Genomic DNA, 20,785 nt, shown 5'->3' on the forward strand with positions numbered 1-20,785 from the left:
AAGACCTCGGGAAAGGGGGGCTCAGGGGCCGGAGCCCCCGAGCTTTTACAACAGGATTACTTGTTGAACGACCAGGTCGCCGGCAGGGTCGGAGCCGGGTTCGGCCAGGTCCAGCCGTCAGGCATGGCTACCGGAACGTTCGACAGCTTGGCGCTGCGAACACCCGCGTTGGGAGCCGGAGCCACGGTACCGATGACTTCGAACTCGTTGGCAGCTTCTTCAAGGATCTGCTTGAAGAGGCCATCTGCTTCAGCCATGGTCTTGGCGCCTTGCCACTTTTCGTACAGGTCCAGGCGCTTCTGCATGCTGGCGGAAGGCTTTTCACCCTGCTTGCCATCAGTCAGATAGTACTTGGTCCATTGCAGGCTCATACGCGACTCTTGCGGATGAATAGCCAGCCACGGGCGCGGGTTGAAGGTCGGATCCAGACCGCCCGAGAACACATCCATCGAGATGTCGTACTGGTTGGTGTTGGCACGATCGTAGAACAGCGAGCGCTCGGACGAGTTGATCACCAGCTCGATGCCCACCTTCGAGAAGTGCTTGCGCAACAGCTCGGCGGTTTCCATCAGGGAGGCGTTCGAGATCATGACGATCATGCCCATCGACACGCGGCCACCGTCAGGATACGTACGGAAACCGTCAGCGCCCTTCTTGAGGCCCAGCTTGTCGAGCAGCTCTTCCGACTTCTTCAGATCCAGATTCAGATACTGAGTAGCCAGCTTCTCGTTGTAGAACTTCGAAGCCTTCTGCGGACCGGACTGCCAGGGGTGAGCCTGACCCAGATACACGATGTCATTGATTTCCTTGCGGTCAATGGCGTGCGACAGGGCAATGCGGAAGTCCTTGTTGCGGATCAGCTTCTGCAGCTTGGCGTTGGTGGTCGAGTGGTTCAGCCACAGACCGCCCTGGTTGGCGTTGATACCCGCGCCGGAAACCAGCTTGTAGCCGCCCTTGGCTGCGTTCTCGGCCAGCACCGGACGGTTCTGGATCGAGGAGATGTGACGCATCTGGAAGTCCAGCTGGCCGTTGATGGCTGCCAGCAGGATGGTTTCCACTTCAGAGATCACTTGGAACTGAACGCGATCGATATAGGGCAGCTGATTGCCCTTGTCATCCACCTGCCAGAAGTAGGGGTTACGCTCCAGCACAACCTTGGTGGCCGAACCCGAGTACGGATCCTTGATGACCCACGGATCCATCACCGGGCGAGCCGGATTGCTCCAGCGCGACGGGATTTCCAGGTCGCCACAGTACTTGCGCAGCAGACCAGCCCAATCCTTCAGGTTTTCTGCCTTGGCCTGGTCGGCCACCTTGGCGTTGTACTTCGGGTGGAACTGGCTGCAGTACTTCTTCTGATACATCGTCGGGTACTGAGCAACCGGAGTTGCCAGCTTCTCGAGGAAGGGCAGATAGGACTTGGCAAACTTGAAGACGACGGTGAAATCGTCGGTCTTGGTCACTTGCACACCCACACCACCCGGCTGGAAGTCGGCCGGCAGTGCGTTCAGGAATTCCTTGTTGGCCAGCACATCGTTCATGGAGAACAGGATGTCGTCGGCGGTGAAGGGCGTACCGTCAGACCACTTGGTGCCCTTGCGCAGCTTGAAGGTATACACGGTAGCGTCAGCATTGACGTCCCAGCTCTCAGCCAGGTTCGGCACAACCTTGTTGAAACCGGTAGATTCCCAGCGCACCAGCGACTGGTTACCGATCAGCTTCACGATATTGTTGTGGTCGTTGTTGGCGCGCATGGCGGTACGCAGAACACCGCCATACTGGCCCGTACGCTCCAGAGGCTTAACAACCTCGGGCTTCTCGGGCAGGCGCTGATCGACAGGCGGCAACGCCTTGTTGTTCGCCAGCATCGGGGCCTGTTGGTAGGCCATTGCCAGCGAAGGTACGGCGACTACGGCGACCGCTGCAACGGCAACCGCGATACGAGAGGGAATAAACCTCATCACGTCCTCCTAGTTGAAATTACCGGTTAGAGAGAGTCTGTGCAGCACCCGGACACACTGCGCGCGCCTAGTATAAGCACAAACCCCAATTAATCCTACCATCAAGACTTTTTATCCACAGGGCAAAAAAAAACCACGACGCTGCTGCTGCCCCGCATCGCATATTCCCGATGCTGCATCGTCATGACCCGCCCTTTCTGGACCCCTGCGACGGATGAACCTTAGCCCCGCAGAACCGCCCTGAACTTGTGCAAAGTCAATTTTGCCACGATTTCTTCAGGGTTTACCCTAGACCACAGCAAATATGTCACAGTGCCGCGCAATGCCGCACTGCAGCAAGCTTTTCGGGCAAGCAACCCTCCGTCAGAGAGCGCGTTTCTCAAGCCCTTTAACCCCGCGCCGATAAGAGAGGGGAAGCCCCCCTGCTTGCGCCATCCCCCCCATGAACATCGCCATCGTTGAAGACACGCCGGTCAATCTAGTGGTGATGCAGAGCCTCATCAAAAGGCTGGGCGACCACGACTGTCTCGTGTTTTCTGACCCAGAGCTTGGCCTTGCCTGGTGTCTTGATAACGCCCCGGATCTGATCATCGTCGACTACATGATGCCGCGCCTGGATGGCCTTGAGTTCGTACGCCGCTGCCGGGCCACACCGGCCTTGCGCGATCGTCCGATCCTGATGGTGACTGCCGCTGCCGAGAAGGAAGTGCGCTATGCCGCACTCGAAGCCGGTGCCACCGACTTTCTCACCAAACCAATCGACCGCAACGAATTCAATCCGCGCGTGCGCAACATGCTGCAATTACGCGCCAGCATGGCCGCCACCAGCCTGCGCGCCGACGAACTATCGATCGCCGTGCGGCGTGCCACCGAGGAAATCCACCTGCGCGAGCGCGAAACCGTCATGCGCCTGGCGCGTGCGGCCGAATTCCGCGACCCGGAAACCGGCTCGCACATCCTGCGCATGGCGCACTACTCGGCGATCATCGGTTACCAACTGGGTATGTCTGAAGAGTTCGTTGACCAACTCCTGTCAGCGGCTCCGATGCACGATGTGGGCAAGCTGGGCACGCCGGACCACATCTTGCTGAAACCCGGAAAACTCAGCCCGAAGGAAATGGAAATCATGCGCCAGCATGCGCTGATCGGTTACGAGATCCTTAAGAACTCCAGCTCCCCCGTACTGCAGATGGCCGCCGAGATTGCCCTGAACCACCATGAGAAGTACGACGGCAGCGGCTATCCACAGGGTAAAGCAGGAGAGGAAATCCCGATCGTCGGGCGGATCGTGGCGGTGGCAGATGTCTTTGACGCCCTCACTTCGGAACGTCCCTATAAGCCGGCATGGGATCTGGAGCACGCCCGCGCCCATCTAGAAGCCGGCCGCGGCAACCATTTCGACCCTCGCTGTGTAGATCTCTTTCTGGCTAGCTGGAACGAAATCATCGAGATTCACAACATTTACCAGGACTGACCCGCATGCCTACCACGCCCCCCCCTCCCCCGATCAATCGCCACTGGGTACTTGAACAGATCGGCGACGACGAAGATCTGCTGCGCGAGATCGCCGCCGTATTCATGCTTGATTCACCGGACCTGCGCCAAAGGCTGGCAGACTGCCTCAGCAGCGGCGACGCCGCAGCGCTCCACGCAACGGCTCACTGCGCCAAGAGCGCAGTCGGCAACTTCGGATCGCCGCTCGCCGTAGCCGCTGCGGTGGCGCTTGAAGAGGCGGCTAAAACCGGCGACACTGCGGCCTTGCCCGCACTGACAACCCAGCTTTGTTCGGCCTTGCTGAGCGTGGAAGAGGCCTTGCAGCGGGAGGTTCTGAACCCATAGTTTCCCCCGATGAAACCAGCCCTTGCCCAGCCGCTGCTGCTCGTTCTGCTCGCCCTCGCTTCCCCCGCGCGCGCCGATGTGTACGGCTTCATCGATGAGCGCGGTGTACACAACTACTCGGACATCCCCTCAGACCCGCGCGCGCGCCTGCTCTGGCGTGATCTCAACGGCCCGAAGGCCATCGGAATCCCCTCCAGCGCAGGCCTGATGAAAAGCCTGCCGGCGGAGCTGGTGCGACATATCGAGGCTGCGGCCAGCGCCCATGCCATTGATGCCGTCCTGCTCAAAGCCGTCGTCGCCGTCGAAAGCCACGCCAATCCGAAAGCCCGCTCCCCCAAAGGCGCGATGGGTCTGACCCAGCTGATGCCGGCCACCGCCGCCCGTTACGGTGTACGTAATGCTTACGACGCGCGCCAGAATCTTGATGGTGGCGCGCGCTACCTGCGCGATCTGCTCAAGCTCTTCAACAACGACGTGAAGCTGGTGCTGGCCGCCTTCAACGCCGGGGAAAACGCCGTCATCCGCTACGGCCACAGCATCCCTCCCTACGCCGAAACAAAACGCTACGTTCCGACCGTGCTGGAACAGATGGCCATCTTCAGGCGCGAAGCCCGCTCCTGAATACCTGCCGTCGCAAAGCAGTACGGCGGCGCAATGACGGCCCGCCCCCAGCAGCCAGGGATTTTCATCTTCACCGGACCATGATCCGGCTCGTGACTGAGCCCGGAGCCAGGTCTGGCCACCTTGTGCGCCGGGCGCTGCGACCGGGCAAACCCTAGTTCAAATCCATCACGTATCTGCCGCTTAATGCCAAGGTGTGCCCTTGACGGCACACCGGCCCCATAACAGATACAGAGAGACCATCATGCCCGTCATCCAGATTGCCCGTCGCATGGCTGGGCTGCTGGCGCTTGTCGCCATCAGCGCCCACGCCCAGGTTGATTCCATCAAGATCATGGCCCCCGCCAATCCCGGAGGCGGCTTCGACACCATTGCCCGCACCCTCGGCGACGCCTTGAAGGCTTCCGGCCAAGCCAAATCGGTGGCGGTTGAAAACAAGGCCGGAGCGGGTGGCGCGATCGGCCTCGCCCAGTTCATCAATACCGAAAAAGGCAGCGGCCACTCCTTGATCGTGGCTGGTGCCGTGACTGCAGCATCAGTGGAAGCCAACAAATCGCCGGTCAATCTCTCGATGGTCACACCGATCGCTCGCCTGATGGGCGAATACAACGTGATCGTGGTGCCGGCGGCCTCACCCTTCAAAAGCATGAAGGATCTGGCTGCAGCCATGAAGGCCAATCCCGGCGCGGTGGCAATCGGCGGCGGCTCGGCCGGCAGCGTCGATCATGTGATGGTGGCGCTGATCGGTGAAAAGCTCGGGGTCAGCGCCGACAGGGTCAATTACGTCGCCTTTGCCGGCGGTGGTGAGGGCAAGGCGGCCATCCTCGGCGGTCAGCTGGCCGCCTATGTCAGTGGCTACGGTGAGCTGGTGGATCTGATCAAGGCCGGCAAGCTGCGCGCCATCGGCCTCTCGGCGGAAACCAAGCAAGCGGACATCGAGGTGCCGACCTTCAAGGAGCAGGGCATCGACGTGGTGATGTACAACTGGCGCGGCGTGTTTGCCCCCGCCGGCATCAGCGAGGCACAGAAAAAAGCGCTGGTCACAATGGTCGAGGCCGCGCTGAAGGACCCGGCCTGGAAGAGCAAGGCCGACAAACTGGAATGGCTGGACCTGTATCAACCGGCTGAGCCCTTCAAGGCTTTCGTCGAATCGGAATCGAAGCGCCTCAAAACCGTCATCGGTGGCCTCAAGCTGAACTGATCTCGACCGCCCAGGGCTGGCCCGCCCCTCCCGGGCGGCAGCCCTGCTCCACCGGAGGTTTTTCCATGACCCACTGGCCCGGCCGCCATCAGGCCTACCTTGCCATTGGCGTGATCGTGCTCGGTCTCGCCATGGCCCTGCAGATCACCCAGATGCCCACTGGCGGCGGCTACGCCAGAGTCGGGCCAAACTTTTTCCCGGGCCTCATCGCGGCGGGGCTGATCATTGCTGGCGGCGCTTTGCTGCTCAAATCCACCCGCTCGTTGGGCCATTCCAGTCCGGCGGATGAAACCGGCGACGAAGGCGTACCGCCCGTACCGGAAGCAGAGTGGCGCGGCTTTGCCCTGGTTTCCGGCACCGTACTCGCCCACCTGGCCTTGATCGGCCTGATTGGCTTCACCCTCTCGGCCTGGCTACTGTGCTACGGCATCTGCCGGGCACTGGACACGCCGCGCCGCACGCTTGATCTGATTCTCTCGCTGGGCTTGGCTCTCGGCCTGTTCCATACCTTCCGCGCCCTGGGCGTCAACCTGCCTGCCTTCATCCCGGGAGTGCTGTAAACATGGAATCCCTGAACGCGCTGTTTTCGGTCGGATTCGCTACCGCCCTGAGTCTGAGTAACCTGCTCTGGGCACTTCTTGGTTGCAGCCTGGGCACCGCCATCGGGGTCTTGCCCGGCATCGGCCCGGCCGCCACGGTGGCCCTGCTGCTGCCGCTAACCGCCGGAGTCGAACCCACCGGGGCGCTGATCATGCTTGCCGGCGTGTACTACGGCGCCATGTTTGGTGGCTCGACCACCTCCATCCTGCTCAACACCCCGGGCGAAGCCGGAAGCATCATCAGTGCATTGGAAGGCAACAAGATGGCCCACGCCGGGCGCGGCGGGGCGGCATTATCCACCGCCGCCATCGGCTCCTTCGTGGCCGGAACCATCGCCACCGTGCTGCTGACCCTGCTCGCGCCGGTCGTGGCCGATCTCGCCCTCAAGCTGGGGCCAGCCGAAAATTTCGCGATCATGGTGCTGGCCTTCGTGGCCGTTTCGGCCGTCGTTGGCGATATGCCGGAAAAAGGCTTTGTGGCGCTGTTCATTGGCCTGGCGCTAGGCATGATCGGCATCGAAGAGCAGTCCGGCCAGGCCCGCTTCACCTTCGGCATCCTCGAACTCACGGACGGCATCGACATCGTGGTGGTGGCCATGGGCCTCTTCGCCGTCGGCGAAACCCTGTACACCGCGACCTACGAGAACCGCATCAAGTCCAAGCTGGAACGCATCACGGGCTCGATCTGGATGAGTGCCGGCGACTGGCGCCGCTCCTGGAAGCCCTGGCTGCGCGGCACCCTGATCGGCTTTCCCTTCGGCACCATCCCGGCCGGCGGCACCGAAATGCCGACTTTCCTGTCCTATTCCACCGAAAAGAAACTCGCCAGCCACCCGGAGGAGTTCGGCAAGGGCGCCATCGAAGGCGTGGCCGGCCCCGAGGCGGCCAACAATGCGGCCGCCACTGGCACCCTGGTGCCTTTGTTAACGCTCGGCATCCCTACCTCGGCCACCGCCGCGATCATGTTGTCTGCCTTCCAGCAGTACAACATCACGCCCGGTCCGCTGCTCTTTGATACCAATCCGGAGCTGGTCTGGGGGCTGATCGCCAGTCTCTACATCGGCAATGTCATGCTGCTGGTGCTCAACCTGCCGCTGGTGGGAATCTGGGTACAGTTGCTGCGCATCCCGCGCCCGCTGCTCTACGGCGGCATCGTGGTGCTGGCCACGCTCGGGGCCTATTCGCTGCGCCAATCCTGGTTCGATCTGCTGCTTCTATATATGGTGGGCGTACTCGGCTTTGCCATGAAACGCTTCGAGATCCCGGTGGTGCCACTGATCGTCGGCCTGATCCTGGGGCCGATGGCCGAGAAACACTTCCGCCGTGCCATGACCATCAGCCAGGGCGATATCACCACCTTCTTCACCCGCCCCGGTTCGCTCACCATCCTGATCATCGCCGGCCTGCTGCTGGTGCTGCCCCCTTTGCTCAAGCAATGGCGCGCCCTGCGCCGAGGCTAAGGCCTGACACCCGGAGCCCCACCCGAACGGCGCTCCGGGTCGTACATTTACAAGCCGAAGCGCCGCCCCCTCGGGGTAAAATCAGCGGATGCCCGAGATCTCCCCCCACGCCCCCGCCTTCGTCCACCTGCGCCTGCACACCGAGTTCTCGATCGAGGACGGCATCACGCGCATCGACGATGTAATTGCGGCGGCGGCCAAAGATGGGCAGCCCGCCCTGGGCATCTCGGATCTGGCCAACCTGTTCGGCATGGTCAAGCACTACAAGGGCTGCCGGGGCAAAGGCATCAAGCCGGTGATCGGGCTGGACGCCTGGATCACCAACGATACCGAACGCGACAAGCCCTTCCGTGTGCTGCTGCTGGTCAAACACCGCGAGGGCTATCGCCAGATGTGCGAAATCCTCTCGCGTGGTTTCAATGAAAACAAGCACCGTGGGCGAGCCGAAATCCGTCGTGACTGGCTCACGGCCGAATCCGCCTCGGGCCTGATCTGCCTTTCCGGTGCTCAGCAAGGTGATATCGCCGCGGCCATCGCCTCCGGCAACCTGAAAGCTGCCGAAGCACTGGCGCTGGACTGGGCGCAACGCTTCCCGGATAGCTTCTATATAGAAGTGCAGCGCGCGGGCCATGCCGGCAACGAAAACTACGTACAGGCCGCCCTGCATCTGGCCGGCGAAACCAGCCTGCCGATCGTTGCCACCCACCCGGTGCAGTTCCTTAAGCGTGAAGACTTCAAGGCCCACGAGGCCCGCGTGTGTATCGCCCAGGGTTACGTCCTCTCTGATACCCGCCGGCCCAAGCCCTTCACCGAAGAGCAATATTTCAAGAGCCAGGCCGAAATGGTCGAACTCTTTCACGACATCCCTGAGGCGCTCGAAAACTCGGTCGAGATCGCCCGCCGCTGTTCGCTGTCAGTGGTGCTGGGCAAGAACTACCTGCCGCAGTTCCCCACCCCGGACGGCATGAGCCTCGACGACTTCCTCGTCTTCGAAGCCAAGCGCGGGCTGGAAGAACGCCTGCTCGAGCTTTACCCGGACGAAGCCACGCGCGACCGGGAACGCCCACGCTATTACGACCGCCTCAAGTTCGAAACCGACACCATCGTGCAGATGGGCTTCCCCGGCTACTTCCTGATCGTGGCGGACTTCATTCAGTGGGGCAAGAACAACGGCGTGCCGATCGGCCCGGGCCGGGGTTCCGGCGCGGGTTCGCTGGTGGCTTACGCCCTGAAGATCACCGATCTGGACCCGACCGCCTACGCCCTGCTCTTCGAGCGCTTCCTGAACCCCGAGCGGGTGTCGATGCCTGACTTCGACATCGACTTCTGTCAGGAAAACCGCTACCGCGTCATCGACTATGTGCGCCAGCGCTACGGTCACGATGCCGTCTCGCAGATCGCCACCTTCGGCACCATGGCCTCGAAGGCCGTGGTACGCGACGTCGGCCGCGTGCTGGACCTGCCCTATGGCCTGTGCGATCGCCTGTCCAAAGCCATCCCGGTGGTACAGAACAAGCCGCTGGGGCTGGAAGAGGCGCGCGAAGCCGAACCGGCAATCAACGAAATGATGAACGACAGCGCGGACGGCGAATCCGTCTCCGAGCTGTGGGAGCTGGCCCTACCGCTCGAAGGCATGACGCGCGGCGTCGGCATGCACGCCGGCGGTGTGCTGATCGCGCCGGGCAAGATCACCGATTTCTGCCCGATCTACCTGGCTGACGGCGACGACGCAGTGACCGTGTCGCAGTTCGACAAGGACGACGTGGAGGCCATTGGCCTAGTGAAGTTCGACTTCCTGGGTCTGCGCAACTTGACGATTATCGAGCTGGCGCTCAAATACGTCGAAAAGCTCACCGGCTCGCGCCCGGACCTGATGAGCCTGGGCTTCTCGGACCCTGCCGCCTACCAGATTCTGAAAGACGCCAACACCACGGCAATCTTCCAGGTGGAATCGGACGGCATGAAGAAGCTTCTGAAGAAGCTCGGCCCCGACCGCTTCGAAGACATCATCGCCGTGCTCGCGCTCTACCGACCGGGCCCACTGGGCTCAGGGATGGTGGACGACTTCATCCTGCGCAAACAGGGCAAGCAGGAGATCGACTACTTCCATCCGGACCTGAAAGCCTGCCTTGAGCCCACCTATGGCGTGATCGTGTATCAGGAGCAGGTGATGCAGATCTCGCAGATCATCGGCGGCTACACGCTGGGCGGCGCAGACATGCTGCGCCGGGCGATGGGCAAGAAGAAAAAAGAGGAGATGGACAAGCACCGCGCCACGATTGCCGAGGGCGCGGCGAAGAAAGGCTACGATCCGGCGCTGGCAGAACACCTCTTCGACCTGATGACCAAGTTCGCGGAGTACGGCTTCAACAAGTCGCACACTGCGGCCTACGCCGTGGTGACCTACCACACGGCCTGGCTCAAGGCTTACCACTGCTCGGCCTTCATGGCCGCCACGATGTCGTCCGACATGGACAACACCGACACGGTCAAGATCTTCTATGAAGACACGATCGCCAACCGGATCGTGGTGCTGCCGCCGGACGTAAACCACTCGCACTACCGCTTCGAGCCCACCGACGCCAAGACCATCCGCTACGGCCTCGGCGCCGTCAAAGGTTGTGGCGAGCCGGCCGTGCGCAGCATCATCGCCGCGCGAGAAGCCGGTGGGCCGTTCAAGGACATCTTTGATTTCTGCGCGCGCATCGACCGCCGCGCAGCCAACCGCCGCGTGATCGAAGCACTCGTGCGTGCTGGCGCACTGGACACCATCGCCCCCCTCACGGAGGAAGGCAAACCGCATCGCGCCAAGCTGCTGGCCAGCGTCGGCGTAGCCATGGAAGCCGCCGACCAGGCCGCCGCCAGTGCGGGCCAGGGCGGGCTTTTCGACATGGGCGACGGCCCCTCCGAAATAGCGCCTGAATACATCGAGGCGCGCGTCTGGAAGGAAAAGCAGCAGTTGATGGAAGAGAAACTCGCCATCGGCTTCTTCCTCTCCGGCCACCCCTTCAACAGCGCAGCCCCCGAAGTGCGCCGTTTCATCCGCACGCCGCTCTCCCGGATAGAACCCAAGCGCGAACCACAGATGCTGGCCGGCGTGGTGACCGGACTACGCATCAAGATGGGCGCGCGCGGCAAGGTGGCTTTCGTCACCATCGACGATGGCAGCACCCCGCTGGACGTGACCGTGTATGCCGAAGTGCTGGATGCCAGCAAGGGCAAGATCAATCAGGACGAGGTACTGATCGTCGAGGGCAAAGTCTCCAACGATGACTTCACCGGCGGCTTCCGCGTGATCGCCGAACGCCTGATCACGCTGGGTGAAGCGCGCGGCCGCTATGCCCGACTGCTGCGCCTGTCCATTAACGGCGAGGTCGCCAAGGCCGGTGGTGGCCCGGCCGCCGTACGCCAGTTGCTGGACCTGCTCGGTGGCTATCGCGGCAGCCGCGATGACGGCGCTTGCCCGATCCGCATCCGCTATCGCAATGGCGCCGCCGAAGGAGAGTTGCCACTGGGTGAAAACTGGCGCGTTCGTCTGGAAGACCCCCTGCTTGAAGGCCTGCGCGAATGGCTCTCGCCCGAGAGCGTGGAAATCATTTACCAGTAGCACTTTCGTACATATTGCTGTGTAGCATCTTGTCGACAGGCTGCAATCCTTTCGTCCGGTTTTACACCCACGGCCCTGCCAACACGCCAGCTGCCCGACTACAATTGAATCGTCCTTTCAACGAACTCCAGCCTTCTCGTGCGCTCGCTTCGCCTGCCCTTTCTCGTCGCCTTGTTGTGCCTCGCAGGCCAAGCGCTGCCGGCCCACGCTCAAGCGACCGGCTTGCGCCTGAAGCACACGCCGGAGAGTCAGCAAGCGGGTGAAAGCGGGCTGCGCCTGAGCTTTTCCAGCTTCAGCGCCGCTGGTGAAGTCACTGCAGCACAGTCCTCTCCCCTGTTTGATGCGGCCAATGTACGCAACAGCCTGCGCGCGGATTACCCCGTGCTGGCCAAGGGCGTGCATACCAGTGTTGGTGTCAGCTGGAATGATCTTTCCGCCAGCACCTCGGGACAAGCCTCCTCGCGCAGCAGCCAGCTGGCAGCCGTCCCCTTTCTCGGCTTGAGCTGGCAAAGCAGCCAAGCTCGCCAGAATCGCTGGTCTCTCTCTGCCGAAGTTGGCACTGCACTGGCCGGCAACTGCAGCGGCATGGCACCCGGTTGTAGCGGAGCACCTACAACCGGACTGAACCCAAGCAGCTCCGGCAGTGGTCTGCGCCTGAATCCCTATGTGAACTTCGGCGCGACCTTCCGCTTCGATCAGTAAGCGGATGAGTGCCGGATTTTTCGATCAGGCCTTTCTGGATGCGCTAAGCGTCCGTGCCCGTGAAAATCCACGCCGGCGCCAGAACCACAATCTTCACCCAAACCTTGAAGCCCCGGCTCAGCGTTTCTTCAACGCCATCGAGCCCGGTAGCTACGTGCGGCCACACCGCCATCTGGCGCCCGGCAAGGAAGAAACCCTGCTCATGGTGCGCGGCAGACTGGGCCTGGTGTTCTTCGATGAATCCGGCGCAATCACCAGCACCTACTTGCTCTCTGCCAACAGTCAGTGCATCGGAGCGCGGATCCCGTTGGGCTGCTGGCACAGTGTCGTCGCGCTCGAAGCCGGCTCAGTGTTCTTCGAGGTCAAGGACGGCCCCTACCTGCCGATCACCGCCGAAGAGCAAGCGCCCTGGGCGCCCTCCGAAGGCTGCCCTGCTGCTGCCGAGTTTGAACAGGCCCTGTACGCACGCTTCTGACGGGCCTGTGCTAGGGTGCAGAAGTCTTCATTCCCCCGCCTCTACCATGGCCCGCCTGCGCATCGCCAGCTACAACTCGCAGAACCTGTTCGCCCCGCCCGCCGCCCTGAACTCGCCGGAAGGCAGCGATGTGCTCAGCGACGGTCTGGAGCTCTCCACCCTGCTGCGCGAGGAAAGCTACGAGGGCGAAACCGGCAAACGCATCCTGCAACTGGTGCAGAAATACTTCCTGCATCGCGGCGACGCCAAGCACCCCTGGTTCATTCTGAACGAGATGCGCGGCCGCCTGCTCGCCATGCATGGCCGCAAGCTGCTGGGCCTGCGCGCCAAGGGTGCGGCGGACTGGGTCGGCTGGCTGCAGTGGCAGCGCATGAGCGCACCGGACGAAGGCATCCGCAACACCGCCCGCGTGATCGGCGCCGTGAATGCCGAGGTGATCGCCCTGTGCGAGGTGGAAAACCGCCCCACCCTGCAGCAGTTCAACCAGAGCGTGCTAAGCGAATTCACCCGTCCCTACCCGGTGCAAATGTGCATCGATGGCAACGATTCACGCGGCATCGACGTCGCCCTGCTCTCGCGCCTGCCACTGCGTTCGATGCGCACCCATGTCTTCGACACCTTCATTTCGCCGCTCACGGGCAAGCCGCATCCAGTATTTGCACGCGACTGCGCCGAGTACGAACTGGGCCTGCCCGATGGGCGCTCGCTGTGGCTCTTGATCAACCACTTCAAGAGCAAGGGGCCGGGCCGCCCCTCGGACCCGGCACCGGAAAACGTCTGGCGGCGCATCCAGGCCGAGCATGTGGCAGGCTATCTGGATCGCTTTGATCTGCAACGCGATTGCGTCGTGGTCGCGGGGGATCTCAACGAAGACCCGGCCGAGGGCAATCTCGCCGCCCTGCTCGGCATGCCGGGCCTGACCGACGTACTGACCACCGACAAAGCGCCTGAGGAAACCTGGACCCATCGCTTCAAGGACGACTGCAGCCGGCTCGACTACCTGCTGGTCTCGCAGCCGCTGCGCGAACGCCTGCTCGCCACCGGCATCGAGCGGCGCGGCATTTTTTCGCCAGAGATCGAGCAAAGCGAGCGCTTCGCAGAAGTGGTGGACCGCGCCACCCAGGCCTCCGATCACGCCGCGATCTGGGCGGATTTCGAGCTGTGAAGCGCATTCTCGCGGCTCTGCTGGCCCTGGGCTGCCTCGCCCCGGCCACCGCCGCTCCGGCGGCCTGGTACTGGTGGGTAAGCCGGGCCACAGGCCAACGCGTCTGCAGCCAGACCTCCCCAGGGGAAGGCTGGCTGCACGAGAAGCGTGCCTACGACAACTCGCGTTGCGAGGCATGAGTCACCTGAGCGACTGGCGTTCACGCCTGCAAACAAGCCGCCCCCGGCTCAGTGCGCCCCGTCCCGGATGATGTGGTCGAAGGCCGACAGCGACGCCTTCGCACCCTCGCCCATGGCGATGATGATCTGCTTGTAAGGCACGGTGGTGCAGTCTCCAGCCGCGAACACGCCGGGCACCGAGGTCTGCCCCTTTGCATCCACTTCGATCTCGCCGCGCGGCGACAGATTCACCACGCCCTTGAGCCAGTCGGTGTTCGGCACCAGCCCGATCTGCACGAAGATGCCTTCCAGTTCGACGTGCTGCACGTCACCGCTGACGCGATCCTTGTAGTTCAGGCCATTCACCTTGTCGGTGCCGGTCACCTGCGTGGTTTGCGCCGAGGTGATGATCGTCACGTTGGGCAGACTGCGCAGCTTGTTCTGCAGCACGGCATCAGCGCGCAGCACGCTGTCGAACTCCAGCAAGGTCACATGTGCCACGATGCCAGCCAGATCGATGGCCGCCTCCACGCCGGAGTTGCCACCGCCGATCACCGCCACGCGCTTACCCTTGAAAAGCGGGCCATCACAGTGCGGGCAGTAGGCCACACCCTTGGTGCGGAACTCGGCCTCGCCCGGCACGTTCATGTTGCGCCAGCGCGCACCGGTGGAGAGGATCACCGTCTTGCTCCTGAGCACCGCGCCGTTCTCCAACGTGATCTCCACGCCGCCCGCCACCGGCTTGAGGGCTTGGGCTCGCTGCAGGTTCATGATGTCGACGCCGTACTCCTTCACATGCTCTTCCAGCGCCATCGCCAGCTTCGGACCTTCGGTGGCCTTCACCGAAATGAAATTCTCGATGCCCAAGGTGTCCATCACCTGACCACCAAAACGCTCGGCCACCACGCCGGTACGGATACCCTTGCGCGCCGCATAGATCGCTGCAGCGGAGCCGGCCGGACCACCGCCCACCACCAGCACATCGAAGGCTGCCTTGGCATTGAGTTTCTCGGCATCACGTGCCGCAGAATTCGTATCCAGCTTGGCAATGATTTCTTCCAGAGTCATGCGGCCCTGACCGAAGAGTTCGCCGTTCAGGTAAATCGCCGGCACACCCATGATCTGACGCGACTCGACTTCAGCCTGAAACAGCGCGCCATCGATCATGGTGCTGCGCACATTGGAGTTCAGCACCGCCATCAAGTTCAGAGCCTGCACCACGTCCGGACAGTTGTGACAGGTGAGGGAAATGAACACCTCGAAGTCGTAATGACCCGGCAGTGCCTTGATCTGCTCGATCACATCAGCCTCGACCTTTGGCGGATGGCCGCCAGCCTGCAGCAAGGCCAGCACCAGTGAGGTGAACTCGTGGCCGAGCGGGATGCCGGCAAAGCGGATCTTCATATCCGAGCCCGCACGACGTACCGCGAAGGAAGGTTTGCGCTGCGATGCATCCGTATCTTCGAGCAACGTAATTTTGTCGGAAAGCGCGCTGATCTCGTCGAGCAGCTCGCGCACCTCAGCCGACTTGGCGCCGTCATCCAGCGCGGCAACAAGTTCGATCGGATGCTGCAAGCGGGTCAGATAACTTTGCAATTGGGTCTTGAGTGTAGCGTCGAGCATGGTGATCTCCTGCGTCAGTTGAATTCATTTGGCATGCACTCATGCCATGCCTCAGCGCATCGGAGACGATGGGCTCAGGGATGGGATGAGGAGGATGGAAAGATGCCGGCCACACCCGCTTCAGCGAGAGAGGAAGCCTTGCGCAAGTGCGGCCGGCGTACTGCTCGATATCGTAGGTGCGACTTCAGTCGCACACCGCACATGGGCGGCCGACTGAAGTCGGCCCTACAAAAGCATTGTTACGCTCAGATCTTGCCGACCAGATCCAGCGACGGAGCCAGGGTGGCTTCGCCTTCCTTCCACTTGGCCGGGCAGACCTCACCCGGATGGCTGGCGACATACTGAGCAGCCTTCACCTTGCGCAGCAGTTCGGACGCATCACGGCCCACACCACCGGCGTTGATCTCGACGATCTGGATCTTGCCTTCCGGATCCAGCACGAAGGTCCCGCGATCGGCCAGGCCGGCTTCTTCGATCATCACGCCGAAGTTGCGGGTGATGGTGCCGGTCGGATCACCAATCATCGGGTACTGGATCTTCTTGATGGTGTCGGAAGTGTCGTGCCAGGCCTTGTGGGTGAAGTGCGTGTCGGTCGACACGGCATACACCTCAACGCCCAGCTTCTGGAATTCGGGGTACAGATCGGCCACGTCGCCCAGTTCGGTCGGGCACACGAAGGTGAAGTCAGCCGGGTAGAAGAACACCACCGACCACTTGCCCTTCAGATCGGCGTCAGACACCTGCACGAACTTGCCGTTGTGATAGGCGGTGGCGTTGAAGGGCTTGACGCTGGAATTGATGTAGGACATGAGGTTTGCTCCTTGAAATTGGGTTTGTCGGAAGCGACAGAAGCCATCTTAAGGAGCCGGGATCAATAGATCTAATTTATTAAACAAAACGTTTCGATAGCCAACGGTTATCGAATTCTTCGGGAAACGACTGCCCTGTGCATCGGCAGCTCAAAGCCATCCGCGGAAGCCCCGATCAGGCCTGGTATTTCGGATCAGATCCACGCAGCAAGCCTATCGCTGCCCGTGCTATCTTCGCTCCCAGTCCCGCCATGGGATTCCGGAGGCCTTATGTCGTCTGCGCAGCGATCTGCGCCCTTGCGCGTACTCTTCGTCGAAGACGACGAAAACGATGCCATGCTGCTCGCCCGCCACCTGCGTCGCGAGGGTTACCAGTTGGAAACCGGCCAGGTCAGCAGCCTCGCCGAGTTGAACGCTGCGCTGCAAGGCGCAAAATGGGACGTCGTCATCTCCGACTTTGCCCTGCCCGGCTTCTCGGCACTCGAAGCGCTCGAAACCGTACTCGCTGCGGACCCCGACACACCCTTCATTGTGGTCTCCGGCATGATGGACGAACTGACGGCCTGCGCCATGATGCGCGCTGGCGCCCAGGACTACCTCAGCAAGGACAAACTTGACCGCCTCGCCCCCGTGATCGACCGCGAACGCCACGAAGCACGCATCCGCCAGGAGCGGCGCATGGCGCTCGAAGCCGTGCAAGCCAACGAAGAGCGCTTCCGCGCATTGGCTGCCAACATCCCGGGCGTGCTGTTCCAGATGATTCTCGGGGAGGACGGTAGACTGCCCTTCCTGTATGTCAGCGAGGCCTGCATGATGCTGCTAGGCATCCCCGCCGACGTGTTGATGTCGCGCCCCGACCCGCTCCTGGATCTCGTTCTGCCGGACGACCGTAATGGTCTCAACACCGCCCTGCGCCTAGCCGGCACGCGCGGCGGCACCCTGAACTGGGAAGGGCGCATCCTGCCACCAGGCGCGGACATCAAATGGATCAACATGCGCTGCTCACCACGCACCCTAGCCGATGGCCGTGTGCTGTGGGAGGGGGCCATGTGGAACATCACCCAGAGCAAGGTCGCCGAATCCGAGCTGCGCGCCTCACGCTCCCAGCTGGCCGAACTCTCCGAGCACCTCCAGCGCGTCAAGGAAGATGAGCGCGACCGCATTGCCCGCGACATCCACGACGTGCTCGGCGGCACCCTGGTCGGCATCAAGATCTCGGCCAAGCTGCTGGCGGGCAAGCTGGGCCAGGCCGAACCGGCTGCCCTGGCCCGCATTCACGATATCGAGGTGATGCTCGACGAAGCCATCACGACCGCCGGGCGTGTGGCCCGCGAACTGCGGCCGGGCATTCTCAAAGAGTTCGGGCTCGCAGCCGCCATCGAAAGCTATGCCGAAGACTACTCACACCGTGCCGGCATCTCCTGTACCGTGCTGTGTGCCGACCACGATATCGAGACCGACGAAAATATCTCCCTGGCCCTCTTCCGCACCTATCAGGAAGCCCTCACCAACGTCAGCAAACATGCGCAGGCAGCCCAGGTCGAAGTGCGCCTGATGCAGGAAGAGAACGACATCGTGCTCGAAATCAGTGACGACGGGCGTGGCCTGACTGAGCAGGACCTGGTCAAACCCAAGTCCTTCGGCCTGCGTGGCATTCGCGAACGCCTGAAAGGGCTGGGCGGAGACATGGAGCTTCTGCAGCGCGAGCCGCGTGGTACAACTGTCATCCTGCGCGCGCCACTGACGGCTGCATATACTGAAGGTGGCAATAACCTTGCCGTAAACAGGGTGGATGGGCTCACCACGAGCTGACAACACGGACAAGAACATGACTGGGAAAATTCACGTACTGATCGCTGACGATCACGCCATCATCCGCCAGGGGCTCAAGCAGATCCTCTCCGACACCGAGGATCTCGAAGTCAGCGGCGAAGCCGATGGCGGCATCAAGGCCCTGCAACTGATCCGCGAGAACACTTACGACGTCGTGCTGATGGACGTCTCCATGCCGGACCGCAACGGCATCGACTCGCTCAAGCTGATCAAGAAGGAGTTCCCCAAGCTGCCGGTGCTGATGCTCAGCATGCACCCGGAAGAGCAATACGCGATCCGCGCCCTGCGCGCGGGAGCAGCCGGCTACTTGTCCAAACAGGGCGCGCCCGAACAACTTGTCACCGCAATCCGCCAGGTCGCCTCCGGCAAGAAATTCGTCAGCGCAGCCGTGGCTGAAGAGCTGGCCAACTCGATCGGCGAAGACCTCGACAAGCCGCCGCACGAAAAACTCTCCGACCGCGAATACCAGACCCTGTGCATGATCGCTTCGGGCAAGACCCTCACCCAAATTGCCGAGCAGCTGAACCTCAGCGTCAAGACCGTAAGCGTCTACCGCGCTCGCCTGCTAGAGAAAATGAAACTGCGCAACAACGCCGAATTGACCCACTATGGGCTCAAACACGGGCTGGTGGAATAAGGGCGGCCTGCGGGCGAAACGCTACACAGCATGGCTGAATTCAACTCCCCTTCCGAAATCGCGCGCGAAACCCTACGCCGGCTGGCCATGCGCCGCAGCCTGCCGACTCCGGAGAATTTTCGCGAGATTTACCACGAGATCGCGGGCACCCAGGCTGAAGACCCTTTCCCCGAGCGCCAGTTGCGCCAAATTGCAGCTGCGCTGCCGCGCGCCACGCCGGAACAGCTCAAACTCGCACGCCAGTTCGAAGCCGCTTTTGCCGAACACAACTGGGCCAGTTTTCGCAGCCACCTGATCAATCTTTTTACAGAACAGGAAAGCGAACCGCTTGCCTGGGGAAGCCTGATCCGTGAGCTGCTGGCACAGATCGAGCGCCGCCAGATGGGCCTCAACAGCGTCACCAAGCAGGAAGCCTTCAACCGCATCATGGAAAGCTGCTCGGCCGACCCCGACCTGCTCTACTCCCGCCTGCAAGGCTTGGTCAAAGGCTGGAGCCAGTTACCCGCCAGCAGCAATGCCAGTGCGGAAACACCCGACGACGAGGCAGAAAACGCGCGCCAGCGCGCCACCAGCACACCGGCACGACTCGATGCTGCGCCGGAAGCCTGGCGCAAACTACTGGCCGACACCCTGGATAGCGCCATCGGCCTGCTGCTGATCGACACCCCCGAGCTCGCCAAGGAAGCCAGTGCCCTGGGCAAACTGCTGCGCGAGCCGGTCGCGGGTGAGGAAGAAGCCTTCGGCGAGCGCCTGAAGAACTTCGCCTACAAGGTGCAATGGGTTGCGCAGGACCAGAGCTATATCCGTCAGGCCCTGCTAAACCTGCTCCAGCTGATCATCGAGAACATCAGCGAACTGGTCATTGAAGACAAATACCTGCAGGGCCAGATGACGGTGCTGCTGGAACTCTTCCGCGGCCCACTGGACAAGAGCACCCTTGAAGAGCTCGGCGAGCGCCTGCGCGACGTGATCTACAAGCAAGGCACCCTCAAACGCAGCCTCAACGAAGCGCAGAACCAGCTGCGCGAAATGCTCGCCCACTTCGTGCTGCGCCTGGGTGAGCTGGCGGACGCCACCGGCAACTACCACAGCAAGGTCAGTGCTTTTGCCGAGCGGGTGGCCCATGCCGGCAGCCTGCAGGAACTCACCGGGCTGATCGATGACATCGTGCAGGAAACCCGTTTGGTCGAAACCAGTGCCCGGAACTCGCAGGACGAGCTGCAGCATCTGCGCATCGCCGTCGACCAGGCTAATCGCGAAATTTCCCGCCTTGAAGGTGAGCTTGAGACCGCCAGCGAGTTGGTCCGCCACGACCCGCTGACCGGCGCGCTGAATCGCAAGGGGCTGGACGAAATGGTGGCACGCGAGCTGGCGCGCATGAAGCGGCGCAGCAGCAAACTCTCGATCGCCCTGCTTGATGTAGATGACTTCAAGAAACTCAACGACAGCTTCGGTCATCTGACCGGCGACGAAGTCCTCAAACATATCTCCCAGGTCATCCGCGAAACCATTCGCCCGCAGGACTCGGCCGGCCGCTACGGAGGTGAGGAATTCCTCATCCTGCTGCCGGACACCGCGCTGGATGACGGCATCTCGGCGCTACGCCGGGTGCAACGCGAACTCACCAAGCGCATTTTCCTGCACGACAACCAGAAACTGCTGATCACCTTCAGTGCTGGAGTGGCGGAAGTTCAAGCCGGCGAAAGTATCGAAACAGTGATCGAGCGCGCCGACCAGGCCATGTACCGCGCCAAGAAAGCGGGCAAAAACCGCGTCGAAGCCGGCTGATCAGTTCTCACTGAGTACGCGCAACAGCGCAGATTCATCCGCGCCCTCGATGCGCAACACCTTCTGCCGCGAAGTTTCGCCACTGAGCAGAGTCACCGCCCGTTTCGGCAAACCCAGCGCTTCAGCAAAGAACGCCTGCAAGCAGGCGTTCGCCTTGCCCTCAACCGGTGGCGCGGCAAGGCGCACTTTCAGCGCCTCACCGTGCAGGCCGGCAAACGCGGTGCGCTTGGCACCCGGCTGCACATGCAGACTCAGGGTGAAGGCCCCGTCCGGCTGACGCCTTACGGCGACCGGCAAGTCAGCCATC

General features: G+C 62.1%; 18 protein-coding genes. 14 read left to right on the forward strand and 4 right to left on the reverse strand.

From position 1 onward, the window contains the following. Positions 1 to 56: 56 nt before the first annotated feature. A complete protein-coding gene (locus tag Q3Y64_RS06845; protein ID WP_101941508.1) occupies positions 57 to 1,961 on the reverse strand; it encodes an ABC transporter substrate-binding protein in 1,905 nt (634 codons plus the stop codon). Between the two features lie 442 nt (positions 1,962 to 2,403). Here Q3Y64_RS06845 and Q3Y64_RS06850 point away from each other — a divergent pair, with 442 nt between their 5' ends. The 11 genes from Q3Y64_RS06850 (at position 2,404) to Q3Y64_RS06900 (ending at position 13,809) form a co-directional block, all read left to right on the forward strand. After that, entirely contained in the window at positions 2,404 to 3,435 is a 1,032-nt protein-coding gene (locus tag Q3Y64_RS06850; RefSeq protein ID WP_303560567.1) for an HD-GYP domain-containing protein, read from the forward strand. A gap of 5 nt (positions 3,436 to 3,440) precedes the next feature. Next, positions 3,441 to 3,800, forward strand: coding sequence for an Hpt domain-containing protein (locus tag Q3Y64_RS06855; protein WP_101941510.1), 360 nt, complete (start codon positions 3,441 to 3,443; stop codon positions 3,798 to 3,800). A 9-nt stretch (positions 3,801 to 3,809) separates the two neighbouring features. Next, complete coding sequence (locus tag Q3Y64_RS06860) at positions 3,810 to 4,421, forward strand: lytic transglycosylase domain-containing protein (protein WP_303560568.1); 612 nt, start codon at positions 3,810 to 3,812, stop codon at positions 4,419 to 4,421. A 244-nt stretch (positions 4,422 to 4,665) separates the two neighbouring features. Beyond that, on the forward strand, positions 4,666 to 5,622 hold the full coding sequence (locus tag Q3Y64_RS06865) for a tripartite tricarboxylate transporter substrate binding protein (protein WP_101941512.1): 957 nt from the start codon (positions 4,666 to 4,668) through the stop codon (positions 5,620 to 5,622). A gap of 65 nt (positions 5,623 to 5,687) precedes the next feature. After that, on the forward strand, positions 5,688 to 6,182 hold the full coding sequence (locus Q3Y64_RS06870; protein WP_101941513.1) for a tripartite tricarboxylate transporter TctB family protein: 495 nt from the start codon (positions 5,688 to 5,690) through the stop codon (positions 6,180 to 6,182). Between the two features lie 2 nt (positions 6,183 to 6,184). Further along, positions 6,185 to 7,681, forward strand: coding sequence for a tripartite tricarboxylate transporter permease (locus Q3Y64_RS06875; RefSeq protein ID WP_101941514.1), 1,497 nt, complete (start codon positions 6,185 to 6,187; stop codon positions 7,679 to 7,681). Between the two features lie 88 nt (positions 7,682 to 7,769). After that, complete coding sequence (gene dnaE, locus Q3Y64_RS06880) at positions 7,770 to 11,288, forward strand: DNA polymerase III subunit alpha (RefSeq protein ID WP_303560569.1); 3,519 nt, start codon at positions 7,770 to 7,772, stop codon at positions 11,286 to 11,288. A gap of 138 nt (positions 11,289 to 11,426) precedes the next feature. Beyond that, on the forward strand, positions 11,427 to 11,990 hold the full coding sequence (locus Q3Y64_RS06885) for a hypothetical protein (protein WP_101941516.1): 564 nt from the start codon (positions 11,427 to 11,429) through the stop codon (positions 11,988 to 11,990). Positions 11,991 to 11,994: 4 nt separating this feature from the next. Then, entirely contained in the window at positions 11,995 to 12,465 is a 471-nt protein-coding gene (locus tag Q3Y64_RS06890) for a WbuC family cupin fold metalloprotein (protein WP_303560570.1), read from the forward strand. A gap of 46 nt (positions 12,466 to 12,511) precedes the next feature. Continuing rightward, positions 12,512 to 13,630: an endonuclease/exonuclease/phosphatase family protein gene (locus Q3Y64_RS06895; RefSeq protein ID WP_303560571.1), complete on the forward strand. Its 1,119-nt coding sequence runs from the start codon at positions 12,512 to 12,514 to the stop codon at positions 13,628 to 13,630. Beyond that, positions 13,627 to 13,809, forward strand: coding sequence for a hypothetical protein (locus tag Q3Y64_RS06900; RefSeq protein ID WP_303560572.1), 183 nt, complete (start codon positions 13,627 to 13,629; stop codon positions 13,807 to 13,809). Before Q3Y64_RS06895 ends, Q3Y64_RS06900 begins: the two co-directional genes overlap by 4 nt. Before the next feature lie 48 nt (positions 13,810 to 13,857). Here the strand turns inward: Q3Y64_RS06900 and ahpF are convergent, their stop codons facing one another. Both ahpF and ahpC read right to left on the reverse strand, forming a co-directional pair. Continuing rightward, positions 13,858 to 15,411 carry an alkyl hydroperoxide reductase subunit F gene (ahpF, locus tag Q3Y64_RS06905; RefSeq protein ID WP_303560573.1) on the reverse strand — a complete coding sequence of 518 codons (1,554 nt, stop codon included), beginning with the start codon at positions 15,409 to 15,411 and terminating at the stop codon, positions 13,858 to 13,860. Between the two features lie 245 nt (positions 15,412 to 15,656). Continuing rightward, a complete protein-coding gene (gene ahpC, locus Q3Y64_RS06910) occupies positions 15,657 to 16,220 on the reverse strand; it encodes an alkyl hydroperoxide reductase subunit C (RefSeq protein ID WP_101941521.1) in 564 nt (187 codons plus the stop codon). A gap of 270 nt (positions 16,221 to 16,490) precedes the next feature. On the opposite strand from ahpC, the gene Q3Y64_RS06915 reads away from it, so the two are divergent. From Q3Y64_RS06915 to Q3Y64_RS06925, 3 genes are read left to right on the forward strand one after another with little or no spacing between them, the layout of a single operon-like run. Beyond that, entirely contained in the window at positions 16,491 to 18,032 is a 1,542-nt protein-coding gene (locus tag Q3Y64_RS06915) for a response regulator (protein WP_101941522.1), read from the forward strand. A 16-nt stretch (positions 18,033 to 18,048) separates the two neighbouring features. Further along, on the forward strand, positions 18,049 to 18,690 hold the full coding sequence (locus tag Q3Y64_RS06920; protein WP_101941691.1) for a response regulator transcription factor: 642 nt from the start codon (positions 18,049 to 18,051) through the stop codon (positions 18,688 to 18,690). 30 nt (positions 18,691 to 18,720) lie between these two features. After that, positions 18,721 to 20,478: a diguanylate cyclase gene (locus Q3Y64_RS06925; protein ID WP_303560574.1), complete on the forward strand. Its 1,758-nt coding sequence runs from the start codon at positions 18,721 to 18,723 to the stop codon at positions 20,476 to 20,478. Here Q3Y64_RS06925 and Q3Y64_RS06930 read toward each other — a convergent pair whose 3' ends face one another. Next, on the reverse strand, positions 20,479 to 20,784 hold the full coding sequence (locus tag Q3Y64_RS06930; protein WP_303560575.1) for a DUF167 domain-containing protein: 306 nt from the start codon (positions 20,782 to 20,784) through the stop codon (positions 20,479 to 20,481). Position 20,785 lies beyond the last annotated feature (1 nt).

It is taken from the genome of Uliginosibacterium sp. 31-12 (assembly GCF_030548425.1).
GTDB lineage: Bacteria > Pseudomonadota > Gammaproteobacteria > Burkholderiales > Rhodocyclaceae > Uliginosibacterium > Uliginosibacterium aquaticum.

Excerpts from the sequence above, each read along its gene's own strand:
- Q3Y64_RS06855 (WP_101941510.1), top strand. The coding sequence starts at position 3,441 with ATGCCTACCACGCCCCCCCCTCCCCCGATCAATCGCCACTGGGTACTT.
- Q3Y64_RS06895 (WP_303560571.1), top strand. The coding sequence starts at position 12,512 with ATGGCCCGCCTGCGCATCGCCAGCTACAACTCGCAGAACCTGTTCGCC.
- Q3Y64_RS06930 (WP_303560575.1), bottom strand. The coding sequence starts at position 20,784 with ATGGCTGACTTGCCGGTCGCCGTAAGGCGTCAGCCGGACGGGGCCTTC.
- Q3Y64_RS06845 (WP_101941508.1), bottom strand. The coding sequence starts at position 1,961 with ATGAGGTTTATTCCCTCTCGTATCGCGGTTGCCGTTGCAGCGGTCGCC.
- dnaE (WP_303560569.1), top strand. The coding sequence starts at position 7,770 with ATGCCCGAGATCTCCCCCCACGCCCCCGCCTTCGTCCACCTGCGCCTG.
- Q3Y64_RS06920 (WP_101941691.1), top strand. The coding sequence starts at position 18,049 with ATGACTGGGAAAATTCACGTACTGATCGCTGACGATCACGCCATCATC.
- Q3Y64_RS06870 (WP_101941513.1), top strand. The coding sequence starts at position 5,688 with ATGACCCACTGGCCCGGCCGCCATCAGGCCTACCTTGCCATTGGCGTG.
- Q3Y64_RS06860 (WP_303560568.1), top strand. The coding sequence starts at position 3,810 with ATGAAACCAGCCCTTGCCCAGCCGCTGCTGCTCGTTCTGCTCGCCCTC.
- Q3Y64_RS06865 (WP_101941512.1), top strand. The coding sequence starts at position 4,666 with ATGCCCGTCATCCAGATTGCCCGTCGCATGGCTGGGCTGCTGGCGCTT.
- ahpC (WP_101941521.1), bottom strand. The coding sequence starts at position 16,220 with ATGTCCTACATCAATTCCAGCGTCAAGCCCTTCAACGCCACCGCCTAT.
- Q3Y64_RS06925 (WP_303560574.1), top strand. The coding sequence starts at position 18,721 with ATGGCTGAATTCAACTCCCCTTCCGAAATCGCGCGCGAAACCCTACGC.
- Q3Y64_RS06875 (WP_101941514.1), top strand. The coding sequence starts at position 6,185 with ATGGAATCCCTGAACGCGCTGTTTTCGGTCGGATTCGCTACCGCCCTG.
- ahpF (WP_303560573.1), bottom strand. The coding sequence starts at position 15,411 with ATGCTCGACGCTACACTCAAGACCCAATTGCAAAGTTATCTGACCCGC.
- Q3Y64_RS06915 (WP_101941522.1), top strand. The coding sequence starts at position 16,491 with ATGTCGTCTGCGCAGCGATCTGCGCCCTTGCGCGTACTCTTCGTCGAA.
- Q3Y64_RS06850 (WP_303560567.1), top strand. The coding sequence starts at position 2,404 with ATGAACATCGCCATCGTTGAAGACACGCCGGTCAATCTAGTGGTGATG.
- Q3Y64_RS06890 (WP_303560570.1), top strand. The coding sequence starts at position 11,995 with ATGAGTGCCGGATTTTTCGATCAGGCCTTTCTGGATGCGCTAAGCGTC.